This window comes from Magnetospirillum gryphiswaldense MSR-1 v2, from assembly GCF_000513295.1.
Lineage (GTDB): Bacteria > Pseudomonadota > Alphaproteobacteria > Rhodospirillales > Magnetospirillaceae > Magnetospirillum > Magnetospirillum gryphiswaldense.
In genome coordinates, this window is sequence record NC_023065.1 from 4,166,747 (window position 1) to 4,181,624 (window position 14,878).

Consider the following 14,878-nt stretch of genomic DNA (forward strand, 5'->3'; position numbering starts at 1 on the left):
GGGGGCTTGTGCCGGCGTGGTTGGTTATGGGGACAGGGGAAATGGCCGAGGCAGTCAGCAGCAACGCCAAGACGAATGACAGCGATGACGGTGTCATCCGCTTCGAGCACAAGTTTTTTGGCTCGTTCGATGATCTGTATTTTCGTCTGACCGATACCGGCGAGGCGGTGGCGGTGCTGAAACTGGCCGCCAACGAAGCCATCTTGGGCTTCGACGGCATCAAGCGCGAATTCATGCTGAAGCCCGATTCCGCTGATGCCAAGATGCTGGACAAGGTGGCGGAAGGCTTGCAGTTCGTCCGCGGCTTGCGTCCGGGCGAGTCCCTGCCCAAGGAAGTGACCACGCGCGAGGCGTCGTGGGATCCAACCGAACGCCATCGCCGTATCGCCCGCCAGCGCCTGACCATGCAGTTGGTTACTTGGCTGACCGGCAACGAACACATCTTCACCTCGTCGGAAGAACTGATGCAGGTGGCCGATGATCCGCAGGTGAAAAAGAACATCAACCTGGCCTTCGCCGAGGCGGCGGAGGAACTGGGGTTGGGGCGCGAGCGCCGCGAAGAGGTGGTGCAATACATCGAAACCCTGGCCAAGGAATTGGCCTATATCGAGTGCGAGCGGGATTTCTTTGCTGAAATCTGCAAGATCGATGAAAAGGTGCAGACATTACGGCGCATCTATTCCGCCGATCGCTCGATGATCGATACCACCGATCAGGTGGCGCGTCTGTCGCAGCGGGCCTTGAAGGTGTTCCGCGACTATTTCGAGCAGGTGGATGCCCAGACCGGCGAAATCCTGTCCATGTTGAAGAACATCGACAATCAGATCGACTACATCCGCTCGGTCCGCGACGAAGTGCACCGCCGGCAATTGCCGTGGGAAGATTTCGTCCCCATCTGGAAGTCGCTTTACGCCGTGCGCTCGGACGAAAACACCAACCGCATCCGCGACCTTTACCAGTTCCTGGCGCCCCGGTTCATGCAGGTGAATGAATGGGTGCTGGTCACCAAGCGCGGCTTTGAGACCGGTGGCAAGAAAAAGCCCATCGGCGGGACCATGCGCTGGTAGGCACCGATGCGCTGCATCGATTTTTCACCGATGCGCCGCATCGATTTTTCACTGGCGCGCCGGTCTAGAGCATTTTCACATCGAGCGTCCATATCCGTCGTGGGCGAAGAAATTGGCGCATTCCTCGGGCGGAAACAGGTCGATGAGTTTTCCGATCACGTCCCATAAGGTGTTGATGGTGCGGGCTTGCGCCTTTCGCAGCAGGCTCTTGAGCTTGGCGAAGGCGAGCTCGATGGGATTGAGGTCTGGGGAGTAGGGCGGCAGATACCGCAGGGTGGCCCCTCGGGCTTCGATGAGTTGCTTGACCCCTGCCACCTTGTGGGCGGGCAGATTGTCCATTACGACGATGTCGCCGGGCCGCAAGGTCGGAGCCAGGACCTGCTCGACATAGGCCAGGAAGATCGCGCCATTCATCGCCTTGTCGATGACGAAGGGGGCGGAGATTCCGTCATGCCGGAGCGCCCCGACGAAGGTGGTCATTTTCCAATGACCGTGCGGCACCGCAGCCAGCAGCCGCTGACCGCGCGGCGCCCGTCCGTAGCGCCGGGTCATGTTGGTCGATGCCCCGGTTTCATCAAGGAAGACCAAGCGGGTTGGGTCCAGCGCCGGCTGCTCGGCTCGCCAGGCGATGCGTCCTTCGGCTACGTCGGGACGTTCCTGCTCGGCAGCATGCGCACTCTTTTTTTCAGACTGAGGTCGAGCCGCTCAAGCGTGTTCCACAGGCCGCCGACGCTGATCGACACGCCCAATTCGGCCAGAACCCAGGCGCGCAACTCAGCCAGCGTGGCATCGGGCTCGACCTTGATCTGCGCCTGCAACGCCTCAAGGTGAGCCGCCAGCTTCTGTCCTGGCCGCCCAGGCCGTGGCTTCACCGTCGTCTCGCCGGTGGCCCGGCGGCGGCCTTGGGCCTTGTAGATGTACGAAACGCTCACCCGGAACAGCGGCGCCACCTCGTAGGCGCTCATGCCGCTGTCCACAGCCGCCAAAACTCTATCGCGCAAGTCCTGAGAATAGGACTGCCCTGAGCGCCACGTCATCGCATCATCCTCGGGAGCGTTGTTACCGAAGATGTTGAATCACAAAATGACCTCAGGGGGAATCCTCTACCGATTCCGCTCGGCGTGAAACCGCTCTAGGCGGATGCCCCCACTTCGCCACAATCGCGTCATGGTCGCGACACGATGTCCGGGCATTGTTCCCGTCATCGCATAACTCTACCAAGTGAGTTGACCATGATCCGCAAGGCCGTTCTTCCCGTCGCCGGTATGGGCACCCGTGTTCTGCCCGCCACCAAGGTGCTGCCCAAGGAGCTGCTGCCGGTGGTGGACAAGCCCCTGATCCAGTACGCGGTGGAAGAAGCCGCCGAGGCCGGCATCACCGATATCGTCCTGGTCACCGCCAAGGGCAAGGAATTGCTGGTCGACCACTTCGACCGCTCGCCCGAACTGGAGCGCCAGTTGGAAGAGCGCGGCAAGCTGGAATTGCTGGAAATCGCCCGCTCCACCTGCCCCAAGGGGGTGACCATCACCGCTGTGCGCCAGCCGGCGCCCCTGGGTCTGGGCCATGCGGTGTGGTGCGCCAAGCCGGTGATCGGCAACGATCCCTTCGCCGTGCTGCTGCCTGACGACCTGATCTTCGGCAAGCCCGGCGCCCTGGCCCAAATGGTCAAGCAATGGGAAATGACCCGCGGTCATCTGGTGGCGGTGGAAAACGTGCCGCTTGAGCACGTGAACCGCTACGGCATCTTGGACGTGATCGAGGAAAACGGTCAGGTCGCCCGGGCACGCGGCATGGTGGAAAAGCCGAAAGTCGAAGATGCCCCCTCGACCCTGTCGGTGATCGGTCGCTACATCCTGGAGCCGGCGGTGTTCGATTATCTCGACCGCAAGCAAAAGGGCCAGGGTGGTGAAATCCAGCTGACCGACGCCATCGCCGCCTCTATTGCCCAGGTCGGCCTGTCCGGCTTCCGCTTCGTCGGGACTCGCTATGATTGCGGCACCAAGGCCGGCTATGTCCAGGCCATCATCGACCGGGCCCTGGCCCATCCCGATACCGCCGCCGCCACCATGGCCCACATCCAGGCCATGACCGGGCGCCGGGTCGCCTGATCTCTTGCCCTCTGACCGCTCTGCCACTGGGCCCGCCGGAACGACCTTCCGGCGGGTCTTTTTTCACGCATAGATATCGACGATGGTGCCGCGCCCGCCCTTTTCCAGGCTTTGCGCCAGGGCATCCGCCGACTGGGCCAGTTGGGCGATGCGGGCCTGTGCCTCGGCCAGAGACTTGGCTTGCACCTGGATGGCCGAGGTGTCGTCGGTTTGGCTGTTGGGGGCGCCGGGCTTGACCGATTCGGGCGACTGCCCGCGCCGCGCCGCCGCTACCTCGGCGGCGCTGTAACACATATAGCCGTTGACCATCACCGGATAGGTGACCGACGAGGCGGTGAGCGAGGCAGAAGCCGAGACGGGCATGTCACCCTCCTTCGTCGGCGCGATCAATGACCCATTCGTCGATTATAGCACGATAACTGGGCGAATAGAAAACACGGTGCGGAAAAACAAAACGCCCCGCTGCAAAGCAGGCGGGGCGGCATAGTTTTTGGTCATACTGATTATTTAGCAAAACATGTACATTCTGTGCCTATCTGAGTCCAGGCCTGATTGCGCCCGTCACACCTTCTTCATCGAAAAGTGCGGTCAATTGGCGCATGACGGCACCGCCCAATTCCTCGGCGTCCATGATGGTGACAGCACGGCGATAATAGCGGGTGACATCGTGACCGATGCCGATGGCGATCAATTCCACCGGCGATTTGGTCTCGACATAGTCGATGACGTCGCGCAGATGCTTTTCCAGATAGTTGCCGGAATTGACCGACAGGGTCGAATCGTCCACCGGGGCGCCGTCGGAAATCACCATCAGGATGCGCCGCTGTTCGCTGCGGGCGATCAGGCGGTCATGGGCCCACAGCAGGGCTTCGCCGTCGATGTTTTCCTTCAAGATGCCCTCGCGCAGCATCAGCCCCAGATTTTTGCGGGCGCGGCGCCACGGCGCGTCGGCGGCCTTATAGACGATGTGGCGCAGATCGTTGAGGCGGCCCGGTTGTTGCGGCTTACCATCGGCCTGCCATTGCTCGCGCGCTTGGCCGCCCTTCCACGCCTTGGTGGTGAAGCCCAGAACCTCGACCTTGACGGCGCAGCGTTCCAGCGTGCGGGCCAGAATCTCGGCGGACAGCGCCGCCACCGTGATGGGCCGCCCGCGCATGGAACCGGAATTGTCGATCAGCAGCGTCACCACGGTGTCGCGGAAATCGGTTTCCTTCTCGTGCTTGAACGACAGCGAATGGGTGGGGTTGGCGACGATGCGGGCCAGCCGCCCGGTATCGAGGATGCCTTCTTCCAGGTCGAAGTTCCATGACCGCGTCTGCTGCGCCATCAGCTTGCGTTGCAAGCGGTTGGCCAGTTTGGAGACGACGCCTTGCAGATGGCTCATCTGCTGGTCGAGCTGATTGCGCAACCGGGTCATTTCCTCGGGCTCGCACAATTCTTCCGCCGTGATCACCTGATCGTACTTGGTGGTATAGGGGTGATAGGGCTTTTCGCCATTGGCGCCGGCCTGGGGGGTGAAGGTCTGGCGCTGGCGCGACGGCCCGCCGGCTTCCTCGGTGCCGGCGCCGGTCATCAGCACCTCTTCCGAGGCGCTTTCCAAACCGTCCTGCTCGCCCGAGCCCTCGGCGGCACTGGGCGCCGCCTTGGGTTCCCCCTCGCCCTGCTGACCCTGGCTCTGGCTGTCGCCGTCCTTGTCCTTCTGCCCTTCCGACTGGCCTTCGCGTGCCTCTTGGCCTTCCTCGTCCGACTGCTTTTCTTCCGATTCCAGTTCGGATTCGTCGAAGATGTCCAACTGGACCAGCAGATCCTTGAGGCCGCCGGCAAAAGCATCTTCGTTGGCGATCAGGTCGCGCAGGCCATCGAGGCTGTGCCCGATCTTTTCCTCGATATAGGGCCGCCACAGGTTGACGGCGCGCTCGGCCGCCGCCGGCGGTTCAAGTCCGGTGAAGTGCTCGCGAGCGATGAAGCGCATGGCTTCCGACAGCGGCATGTCGTCGCGCTTGGTGATGCGGTCGATGCCCTCGGCCCGGCAGCGCTGTTCCAGCACGCCAGCGATGTTTTCCGCCACCCCGGCCATGCGCCGGGCGCCCAGGGCCTCGATGCGGGCCTGCTCCACCGCCTCATAGACCTTGCGGGCCTGCGGGTCGGGCGGCATGCGCCGGGCATGTACGGAATCGTTGTGATAGCGAAAGCGCAGAGCCACCGCGTCGGCGGTGCCGCGCAGACGCACCAGATCGCCCGCCGTCAGGTTCTTTTGCGGGCTGGGCAGCTTGATTTCCAGCCCGCGCACCGTGGCGGCACCGGCAACGAAGCCCACATCCAGATCGGCGCGCCCGGCAATGGCGCGCAGGGCCATGGCGGTGGCCCGCTTCATGGTGTCGGTGGGGCTTTCGTCGCGCGTCGGTGCCGACGACGACGGATTTGCCGAATTGCGCTCTGGCACCGGCCAGACTCCTTTACAGGGCGACCCGCGCCGGGGTTTCGGGCAGTTCGGTTCCGAAGCAGCGCTGGTAGTATTCAGCAATGATCGGGCGCTCGACCTCGTCGCACTTGTTGAGGAAGGTGAGACGGAAGGCAAAGGCGATGTCACCGAAAATGGTGACGTTTTCAGCCCAGGTGATCACCGTGCGCGGGCTCATGACCGTCGAGATATCACCGTTCATGAAGCCCTGACGCGACAAATCGGCCAACGACACCATCCGGCCGATGGTGGTTCGGCCATCGTCGTTGTCATAGCTCGGCAGCTTGGCGGCGATGATGGCGCATTCGGCATCGTGCTCAAGGTAATTGAGGGTGGCGACGATGTTCCAGCGGTCCATCTGGCCCTGGTTGATCTGCTGGGTGCCGTGATAAAGGCCGGTGGTGTCGCCCAGGCCCACGGTGTTGGCGGTGGAAAACAGCCGGAAGGCCTTGTGCGGACGGATCACCCGGTTCTGGTCCAGAAGGGTCAGCTTGCCCTCCACTTCCAGCACGCGCTGGATCACGAACATGACGTCGGGGCGACCGGCGTCGTATTCATCGAACACCAGGGCGCAAGGGTGCTGCAACGCCCATGGCAGGATGCCCTCGCGGAACTCGGTGATCTGCTTGCCGTCCTTCAGCACGATGGCATCCTTGCCGATCAGGTCGATGCGGCTGACATGGCTGTCGAGATTGACACGGATGCACGGCCAATTGAGGCGCGCCGCCACCTGCTCGATATGGGTGGATTTGCCGGTGCCGTGATAGCCCTGGACCATGACGCGACGGTTGAAGGCGAAGCCGGCCAGGATGGCCAGCGTGGTGTCGCGGTCGAAGCGATAGGCGGGATCGATGTCCGGAACATGTTCCGAGCCGACGCTGAAGGCGGGGACGCTCAGATCCACGTCGATGCCGAAGACGTCGCGGACGTTCAGCGTGATATCGGGCATGGCGAGCGGATGATCCGAAGCAAGCGGGCTGGCAGTGGTCGCGGTCATGATGATGTGATTTTCCCTCTTGGCCGGCGGTCCGGCGGTCAATCTTCTGCTGTCAGGCTGTCAAGCAAGGTCTTGTAAGCCTGAGAGATCACTTTAAAGGTTTCCTCGGCGTCCTTGTCGCCGCCATTGGCATCGGGGTGATGCTGTTTGACCAGCTTCTTGTAGCACGCTTTCAGGGTGGCGACCGATGGCATTTCCGTCAACCCCAGCACGCGCAGGGCTGCTTCTTCCGGTGAGGGCGGGCGGGTACGGGCTTTTTTCATCTCTTCCGCCTCTTCCTCGAACACGCCCAAGGGATCGTGCATGGAAAAGGTGAAGTGCTTGTTGCCGGTCTTGGCCCCCAACGGCCACGTCTGACGCTGCCAGGTGGTGGAGCGGCGGATTTCATCCTCGATCTGGTCTTGGCTCATGCCCTTGTAGAAATCCCATGAGGCGTTGTAGGCGCGCACGTGATCGAGGCAGAACCAGTAATATTCGTTCAACTGATCGCGGGAGCGCGGCGCGCGGAACTCCCCCGCCCCGTTACAGCCGGGATGGTCGCAGTCCCGTACTGCCGGCTTCGATGCCGGGTCGGGATGCCAAGTGGACCAGGACCGTTTCGACGAATTCGCTTTCATCTCGACAATATGATGGGCGACGGCGAACGAGGCAAGGCGAGGATAAAATCAGGTCTGCCAAAGCCATATTTAACAGCCTATTGCGTGTTAATTACAATGCGCCAAAACGGTTAATGGTGAAGGGCAAGATTCTGAAAAATATAGCTTTTCCGGCATATGCCTTTATGGTTAATAATTGCTAATTTCAATGCTTACACACCACAAAATACAACAGACCTTTCGCCTTAATTGGCGATGAGAAGGGGTTGCCATGAACGCAAAAACTACCTCTATCAGCGCACGCGTGTGGGCACCTGTACTTCTTTTGATTGTCGCCCTCGCCATGCTGACCGGCTACAGCCTGAAATTGCTGTCCACCTCGGTGATGGAAGAACATCAGGCCAAGGTCAAGAGCATCGTCGAAACCGCCATCGGCATCATGGGGCGCTACCGCAAGGAAGTGGATGCCGGCCGTCTGAGTGAAGAGGATGCCCGCAAGCAGGCGTTCAGGGCCCTGGATGGCATGCGCTATGACGGCAGCGAGTATATTTTCGCCTTCGACGACAAGGCGACCACCTATGTCCATCCGAAAGCCGATCTGATCGGCAAAAGTCTTATCGAACTGAAGGACGTGAACGGCGTCTATATCGTGCGCGAACTGATCAACCAGGCCAAAGCCGGCGGTGGTTATGTCCATTACGTCTGGCCCCGCACCGGAACAGATGCGCCGGTTCCCAAGATCTCTTATGCCCAAATGGTTCCCGGCTGGAACTTCATGGTTGGGACCGGTGTCTATGTGGACGATATCGATGCCATGATCCGGGGTTTGGCGGTCGAATTGGGGTTGGTGGCCCTTGTCGTGATCTTGGTCACCCTGGTCATGGCCTGGATGGCCATCCGGTCGGTGGTCTCGCCGTTGCGCCAAATGACCGCGCGCATGAACAGCTTGGCCGCCGGTGACGCCGACAGCCCGGTGATCGGCGATGACCGCGGCGACGATATCGGCGCCATGGCCAAGGCCCTATTGGTCTTCCGCGACAATGCCCGCGACAAGATCCGGTTGGAGGCCGAACAGGAAGCGGCGGCCAAGCGGGCCGAATCCGAGCGGGCCGCCGCCATGGCCCGTGTCGCCGACGACTTCGAGGCCAATGTGGGCAACATTGTCGGTGCCGTGGTCAATGCCGCCAGCCATTTGCGCACCATTGCCCAAACCATGCGCGAAACCGCGTCCACCGGCAGCGAAAGCGCCACCCATGTGGTCAGTGCGGCGGAAGAGGCCTCGGCCAACGTGCAGACGGTGGCCGCCGCCAGCGAGGAATTGTCGGCGGCGATCAGCGAGATCGGCCAGCAGGTCACTCGCTCCGCCGACATCAGCGAGGCGGCGGTGACCGAAGCCGGTCGCGCCAACGAGATGGTGCAAGGCTTGGCCCAGGCAGCGGCGCGTATCGGCGAGGTGGTCAAGCTGATCAACGACATCGCCAGCCAGACCAACCTGTTGGCGCTCAACGCCACCATCGAGGCGGCCCGCGCCGGCGATGCGGGCAAAGGTTTCGCCGTCGTCGCCAACGAGGTCAAGGCGCTGGCCAATCAGACCGCCAAGGCGACCGAGGAAATCGGCTCGCAGATCAACGGCATCCAGTCGGAAACACGGGCGACGGTGGCGTCCATCGAAGGCATGGGCGGCACCATCAGCAATATCAACCAGATCGCCTCGGCCATCGCCGCCGCCGTCGAGGAACAAAACGCCGCCACCCAGGAAATCAGCCGCAACGTACAATTGGCGGCCGAGGGGACCAACAGCGTATCGCGCAATATCGGCACCGTGCGCGAAGCCGCCGGCGAAACCGCGCAAGCGGCGGAAGGCCTGCTGTCGGCGGCCGAATTGCTGGGCAGCCAAAGCGAGAAATTGCGGAGCGAAGTGCAGAGCTTCCTGCATTCGGTGCGCGCGGCCTGAGTGTGATTTATGACGGGACAGGACTTGACGCTGCTGCCTTTGCGGCCCAAGTCCTGTCTTTCCCGCTTCGCAAAGGAACCGTCATGTCGGTCCGCACCGCCATCGAAAGCAAATTGACCCAGGCCCTGGCCCCGCAAAGCCTGGAGATCATTGATGATTCCCATCGCCATGCTGGCCACGCCCATCGCATGACCGAGCCGGGCCATGCCGGTCAGGCTGGCGAAACCCATTTCAAGGTGGCGGTGGTGTCGGCGGCCTTCGCCGGCAAGTCACGGGTGGAGCGTCACCGCATGGTCAATACGCTGCTGGCCGAGGAACTGGCCGGTCCGGTCCACGCCTTGCAATTGGTGACCAAGACCCCGGACGAGGCTTAGCTCTTGCCAATGGCCCGTGGCGGGCCGCTCAGGCGCCGCTCGGGCTCATCCAACCCCCCAAGGGGCCGGGGCCAGGGCGACGATGCGGCTGTAAAGCCCACGCATTTCCTCGCGCGCGTCTTCCGAAAACAACGGGTCGCGGTTGTCGGCGAAGGCATTGTCCATGGCCGCCCAATCCTCGGCGCTCAGTTCCTTGGCCGCTAAAGGCAGGATGATGCTTTCTTCCTTGTGCATGTGGCCCATGCTCATTTCCGCGTAACTCACCAGCATGTCGGCGAAACGGGCACCAGCCCCCTCGGCACCCTTATCCACCTCGGCCAGGGCGGCGCGCAGACGGGCGATTTCCTCCGGCCCGTCATGGTGTTCTTTTTCCAACTCGGCCAAAGTGGCTTCGGCCACCGCGGAAACCCGGCGCAGCGCCTTGAACAGGTATTCATTTTCCTTGGGATGGTGGAAGCGCTCGGGGAAGGCGTCGATATAATCGATGATGGCGCCCAGCAACGCGGTGTCAAAACGCTGACCATCGCGCATGGCATAGCCCACCGTGCGCAGAACATGAAGGACACGGTACAAATTCCGGTGCTCAGACTTGATGATTTGCAGGGCGCCCATGGCAGGTAATCCGCGCTATACGATGTGATTAGACAAGATTATAATACACTTTATCGCCAGTCAACATGACAAACTGTATCACGACAGGAGTCCCCCTTGACCGCATCCGCTCTCCATCCCCTGTTTCAGCCCCTGCATTTGGGCCCCATCACCCTGGCCAACCGCATCGTCATGGCGCCCCTGACCCGTAACCGGGCCGATGCCGGCAACGTGGCGGCGGCGATCACCGCCGATTACTACGCTCAGCGCGCCGGTGCCGGACTGATCGTGGCCGAAGGCTCGCAGGTCAGCCCCATGGGCCAAGGCTATCTGGCGACGCCGGGTATCCACAGCTCCGAACAGGTGACCGGCTGGCGCCGGGTCACCGATGCGGTGCACGCTGCCGGCGGTCGTATCTTCCTGCAATTGTGGCATGTGGGCCGGGTGTCGCATGTGTCGCTGTTGCCCGGCCAAGCCGCCCCCCTGGCGCCATCGGCGGTCACCGCCAATACCAAGACCTATCTGGGGGAAGGTTTCGTGCCGGTCTCGGCGCCGCGCGCCCTTGATCTGGCGGAAATCCCCGGCATCGTCGACGATTTCCGCCGGGGCGCCGCCAATGCGGCCCTGGCCGGCTTCGACGGCGTCGAAATTCACGCCGCCAACGGCTATCTGATCGATCAGTTCATGAAGGATGGCGCCAACAAGCGCGACGATGCCTATGGCGGTTCCATCGACAACCGTACCCGCCTGTTGGCCGAGGTGGCCGCCGCCGTCTGCGCCGAGATCGGACGTGACCGCGTCGGCGTGCGGCTGTCGCCCGCCGGCCCCATCAACGATTGTGCCGACACTGCCCCGCAAGCCTTGTTCGAACTGGCGGTGGACAAGCTTGACGCCATCGGCCCGGTCTATATCCACATGATCGAGGGCATCACCGGCGCCACCCGCGATACTGATCCGGTGGTGGATTTTCAGGCGCTACGCCGCCGTTTCAGTGGCGTCTACATGGCCAATAACTGCCTTGACCTGACCAGCGCCCAGGCGGCCATCGACGGCAAACGGGCCGATCTGGTGTCGTTCGGGCGCGATTTCATCGCCAATCCCGATCTGGTCGAGCGCCTGCGCCGGGGCGCCCCGCTCAATGCCCTTGACCGCGCCACCTTGTATGGCGGCGGGGCCAAGGGCTATGTGGATTATCCGGCGCTGGCGGAATGATCTTCAAGCGGCGCGGACGGTGGACAGAAAGCCCTCGACCGCCTCGCCCAGGATTTGCGAGTGGCCGTTCAGGTCGTTGGCGGCGACCAGAACGGTTTCCGCCGCCTGGGCATTGGTATCGCTGGCCTGGCTGACCTCGACGATGCTGTCGCTGACCGCCTGGGCGCTGCCGGCCACCCGTTCCAGCGACGTGGCGATTTCCGCCGTCGCCGCTTCCTGTTCCTCCACCGCCGCCGCGATGCCCTGGGAAATGCCGTCCAGGGCGCGAATGGTCTGACCGACGCCGCCGATCGCGCCGACCACGTCGTGGGCAGCGGCGCGGATCTGGTCGATCTGGGCGGCGATGTCGGCGGTGGCCCGGGTGGTCTGGTTGGCCAGGGATTTCACTTCATTGGCGACCACGGCGAAACCCTTGCCGGCTTCGCCCGCTCTTGCCGCTTCGATGGTGGCGTTAAGGGCCAACAGATTGGTTTGTCCGGCGATCTCGTTGATCAGGGTCACCACCTGACCGATATGCTTGGCCACTTCGGCCAATTGGTCGGCGCTGGCCATGGCCTTGTCGACCTCGCCCACCGCCACCCGGCTGGTGTCGGCGGACAGGGTCACCTGACGGGCGATCTCGCGGATGGACGCGGCCAGTTCCTCGGTGGCGGTGGCGACGTTTTGCACGCCCGCCGACGCCTGTTCCGACGATTGCGCCACGCTGGCGGCATGATGGCCGGCATGGCTGGCCCCGGTATTCATGCTGTCGGCGGCATGGCGCAGGGTATTGGCCGAGACGAACACCTGGGTGACCACCCCGGCCACCCGTTCCTCGAACACCCGGGCCATGTCGTGGATGGCTTGGGTGCGCTCGGCATCGGCGCGCCGCTTGGCCTCTTCCTGCTCTTGGCGCATTTTCTCCAAGCCCAGGGAATTGGTCTTGAACACGTCCATGGCCCGGGCCATGGCACCGACCTCATCCGAGCGGCGCCACGCGGGGATATCGACGAACAGATTGCCTTGGGCCAAAGCGTTCATGGCGTTGGTCATCTGCTTGAGCGGCCCGGCGATAGAGCGGGTCAGCAGCGCCGACAGCACCAATCCGGCGATCAGGGCCAGCACCGCGCCGACCAGAACCCGATCACGGCCATGATGGGAAATGGCTTCGGCGGCCTCGGCGGCGTCGGCGTTTTGTCCCAGATAATCGGCGGCGATCCGTCCCACCAACTCGGTGGTACGGGCACCCTGGGCCAACATGGATTGGGTGGTGGCGGCGGAAATGCCGCCGGTGGCTTCGATTTCAGCCACCAGCGCCGCCATTCCGGCATGGTATTCGTGGAAGACCGTGTTCAGTTCCGCCAGCCGGGCATCTTGCTCGTCCATGCGCACCAGGGCGGCGATGGCCGCGTTCAAAGCCTGATCGGCGGCATCGACGCTGGCCCGGTTATCGGCGTTGGCGGTCAACGAATATTCGCGCAAGGCCCGGCGCAGCACCAGGAACTCGCGTTCCACCTGCTTGGCCGCCAAGGTCACCTGCTGGGTATGACGCAAGCGATCCAATTGCACGTCAACCCGGCTCATGCCGTCAAAGGCAAAGCCGGCGACAACCGCCAAAATCAACAGGACGACGGAAAAGCCGCACAGCATGCGCTGGCCGATGGACAAGGAATTGATCCGCATGACGCCCCCTACCATTCCTGATCAGGGGGTAACCTTAGGCGCGAATGCTGCAACGCAAAAGTGAAGGTTAACGGACTCTTAAGTTACTCTTTGGCGTCGTGGATGTGCATCCACTCCTTGCTTTCAAAGATGATGAAAGCGTCGATCATCGAGCGGTAGATACGCTCGATGACGTCGGGGTCGCAGCTTTCTTCCATGGCCATGTGGCGAACCTTGAGGACGATGGCTTCGATGCGGGCCTGATCGACCACCGCCGCCTTGGTTTGCTTGAAGCCGGCGGCTTGACGCACATAGCCGGCCCGTTCCGCCAGCAGCGGCACGATCTGGCGATCCAGGCGGTCGATATTGTCCCGCACTTCGCCCAGATTCAGGCACTTCACCACCATGCTCCCACTCCCTTTAATAGGCGTATTCGGAAAAGATCGGATCGACGCTGCCGCCCCAGCGGCCCGCATAGGCTTCCAGCATGTCTTCCGCCGGGGTCCGGCCCGAGGCGGCGATGGCCTGAAGCGTGTCCAGATAGATGCTTTCGTCGCGGCCCGAATCGTTGAAGCGTTGGCGGTTGCGCAAGCCCTGGGCCGCCAGCCCCAGAACCTCGACGGCGATGTCGCGCAAGGATCGTCCGCCCACCTGCGCCCGCAGCCCCAGGCGCGGGGCGTCGGCGCGCAATTGCTCGCGCTCGGCCATGGACCAGTCCTTGACCACATCCCAGGCGGCATCAAGCACGGCGTCATCATACAGCAGCCCGACCCAGAAAGCCGGCAACGCCGACAATCGTCGCCACGGACCGCCATCGGCACCGCGCATTTCCAGGAATTTCTTCAGCCGCACCTCGGGGAAGGCGGTAGTCATGTGATCGGCCCAATCGCCGATGTTCGGCACCTGTCCGGGCAAGGCCGGCAGCCGGCCATCGAGGAAGGCGCGGAACGACTGGCCCGAGGCGTCGATGTACTGGCCGTCGCGATAGACGAAGTACATGGGCACGTCGAGCATGTAATCCACATAGCGCTCGAAGCCGAAGCCGTCTTCAAAGACGAAGGGCAGCATGCCGCAACGGTCGGGATCGGTGTCGGTCCACACGTCGGAGCGCGATGACAGCAACCCCGACGGCTTGCCGTCGATGAACGGGCTGGAGGCGAACAGCGCCGTGGCCAAAGGCTGCAAGGCCAGCGACACCCGGAACTTCTTGACCATGTCGGCTTCGGAGGCGAAATCCAGGTTCACCTGCACGGTGCAGGTGCGCAGCATCATGTCCAGGCCCTTCGAGCCGCGCTTGGGCATGTACTCGCGCATGATCTTGTAGCGGCCCTTGGGCATCCACGGGGTGTCGGCACGCGACCATTTGGGCTGAAAGCCCATGCCGAGGAAACCGATGCCCAGATCCTGGGCCACCTCTTTCACCTGTTTCAGATGGGTATAGGTTTCGCAATTGGTCTGGTGGAGGTCCTCCAGCGGCGCGCCCGATAATTCCACCTGGCCGCCGGGCTCCAGCGTTACCGAGGCGCCGGTGTCATCCAACAGGGCGATAACGTTGCCGTTTTCGGCCACCGGGTGCCAGCCGAAGCGTACCAGCCCGTCGAGCAGCGCCTTGATACCGCGCGGGCCGTCATAGGGCAGGGGGCGCAGATCATCGGTGGTGAAGGCGAATTTTTCGTGCTCGGTGCCGATGCGCCAGTTTTCCTTGGGCTTGCTGCCCGATGCCAGCCAGTCGGCCAGTTGCGCCCGCGAGGTGATGGGCTCGAGGCTGGGTTTGGCGGGTGCTGACATGAAGAGCCTTTGGCGTCTGGGGATGTTCGGGGACGAACCGGCGCCCAGCAAACGCTTTCACGTTTGCAGCGTCAAGCCCGCATTTCCCC

14 protein-coding genes are annotated in these 14,878 nt (G+C 62.7%); 5 read left to right on the forward strand and 9 right to left on the reverse strand.

Features of this window, described 5'->3' with window-relative positions; translation table 11 throughout:
* The first annotated feature begins 41 nt into the window (after window positions 1–41).
* Entirely contained in the window at window positions 42–1,067 is a 1,026-nt protein-coding gene (locus MGMSRV2_RS19955) for a hypothetical protein (RefSeq protein WP_024082195.1), read from the forward strand.
* Between the two features lie 75 nt (window positions 1,068–1,142).
* Here MGMSRV2_RS19955 and MGMSRV2_RS19960 read toward each other — a convergent pair.
* Window positions 1,143–2,104 (reverse strand): IS630 family transposase gene (locus MGMSRV2_RS19960; RefSeq protein ID WP_144084247.1). Its coding sequence is split into 2 segments (ribosomal slippage): window positions 1,143–1,756 and window positions 1,756–2,104, totalling 963 coding nucleotides; the frame shifts between segments, so codons are not numbered across the junction.
* Between the two features lie 195 nt (window positions 2,105–2,299).
* On the opposite strand from MGMSRV2_RS19960, the gene galU reads away from it, so the two are divergent.
* Window positions 2,300–3,175, forward strand: a complete 876-nt coding sequence (gene galU, locus MGMSRV2_RS19965) for a UTP--glucose-1-phosphate uridylyltransferase GalU (RefSeq protein WP_024082196.1) — start codon at window positions 2,300–2,302, stop codon at window positions 3,173–3,175.
* A 63-nt stretch (window positions 3,176–3,238) separates the two neighbouring features.
* Here galU and MGMSRV2_RS19970 read toward each other — a convergent pair whose 3' ends face one another.
* From MGMSRV2_RS19970 to MGMSRV2_RS19985, 4 genes are all read right to left on the reverse strand, one after another.
* Window positions 3,239–3,538 carry a hypothetical protein gene (locus MGMSRV2_RS19970; protein WP_024082197.1) on the reverse strand — a complete coding sequence of 100 codons (300 nt, stop codon included), beginning with the start codon at window positions 3,536–3,538 and terminating at the stop codon, window positions 3,239–3,241.
* Window positions 3,539–3,707: 169 nt separating this feature from the next.
* Entirely contained in the window at window positions 3,708–5,618 is a 1,911-nt protein-coding gene (gene cobT, locus MGMSRV2_RS19975) for a cobaltochelatase subunit CobT (RefSeq protein ID WP_024082198.1), read from the reverse strand.
* Between the two features lie 13 nt (window positions 5,619–5,631).
* The gene (gene cobS / locus MGMSRV2_RS19980; RefSeq protein ID WP_041634897.1) at window positions 5,632–6,633 is read right to left on the reverse strand and encodes a cobaltochelatase subunit CobS; all 1,002 of its coding nucleotides are present in this window, start codon (window positions 6,631–6,633) and stop codon (window positions 5,632–5,634) included.
* A gap of 38 nt (window positions 6,634–6,671) precedes the next feature.
* A complete protein-coding gene (locus tag MGMSRV2_RS19985) occupies window positions 6,672–7,250 on the reverse strand; it encodes a J domain-containing protein (protein WP_024082200.1) in 579 nt (192 codons plus the stop codon).
* Between the two features lie 304 nt (window positions 7,251–7,554).
* Here MGMSRV2_RS19985 and MGMSRV2_RS19990 point away from each other — a divergent pair, with 304 nt between their 5' ends.
* Both MGMSRV2_RS19990 and MGMSRV2_RS19995 read left to right on the forward strand, forming a co-directional pair.
* Window positions 7,555–9,183, forward strand: a complete 1,629-nt coding sequence (locus MGMSRV2_RS19990) for a methyl-accepting chemotaxis protein (RefSeq protein ID WP_158497793.1) — start codon at window positions 7,555–7,557, stop codon at window positions 9,181–9,183.
* 83 nt (window positions 9,184–9,266) lie between these two features.
* Window positions 9,267–9,557: a BolA family protein gene (locus tag MGMSRV2_RS19995; RefSeq protein WP_024082202.1), complete on the forward strand. Its 291-nt coding sequence runs from the start codon at window positions 9,267–9,269 to the stop codon at window positions 9,555–9,557.
* 45 nt (window positions 9,558–9,602) lie between these two features.
* Here MGMSRV2_RS19995 and MGMSRV2_RS20000 read toward each other — a convergent pair whose 3' ends face one another.
* The gene (locus MGMSRV2_RS20000) at window positions 9,603–10,169 is read right to left on the reverse strand and encodes a hemerythrin domain-containing protein (RefSeq protein WP_024082203.1); all 567 of its coding nucleotides are present in this window, start codon (window positions 10,167–10,169) and stop codon (window positions 9,603–9,605) included.
* A gap of 96 nt (window positions 10,170–10,265) precedes the next feature.
* Between MGMSRV2_RS20000 and MGMSRV2_RS20005 the strand changes: the two genes are divergently transcribed.
* On the forward strand, window positions 10,266–11,360 hold the full coding sequence (locus tag MGMSRV2_RS20005) for an alkene reductase (RefSeq protein WP_024082204.1): 1,095 nt from the start codon (window positions 10,266–10,268) through the stop codon (window positions 11,358–11,360).
* 3 nt (window positions 11,361–11,363) lie between these two features.
* On the opposite strand, the gene MGMSRV2_RS20010 is transcribed toward MGMSRV2_RS20005, so the two are convergent.
* The 3 genes from MGMSRV2_RS20010 to MGMSRV2_RS20020 form a co-directional block, all read right to left on the reverse strand.
* Window positions 11,364–13,022, reverse strand: coding sequence for a methyl-accepting chemotaxis protein (locus MGMSRV2_RS20010; RefSeq protein WP_024082205.1), 1,659 nt, complete (start codon window positions 13,020–13,022; stop codon window positions 11,364–11,366).
* 83 nt (window positions 13,023–13,105) lie between these two features.
* The gene (locus tag MGMSRV2_RS20015) at window positions 13,106–13,408 is read right to left on the reverse strand and encodes a chorismate mutase (protein ID WP_024082206.1); all 303 of its coding nucleotides are present in this window, start codon (window positions 13,406–13,408) and stop codon (window positions 13,106–13,108) included.
* 13 nt (window positions 13,409–13,421) lie between these two features.
* Entirely contained in the window at window positions 13,422–14,789 is a 1,368-nt protein-coding gene (locus MGMSRV2_RS20020; RefSeq protein ID WP_024082207.1) for a glutamate--cysteine ligase, read from the reverse strand.
* Window positions 14,790–14,878: the final 89 nt, after the last annotated feature.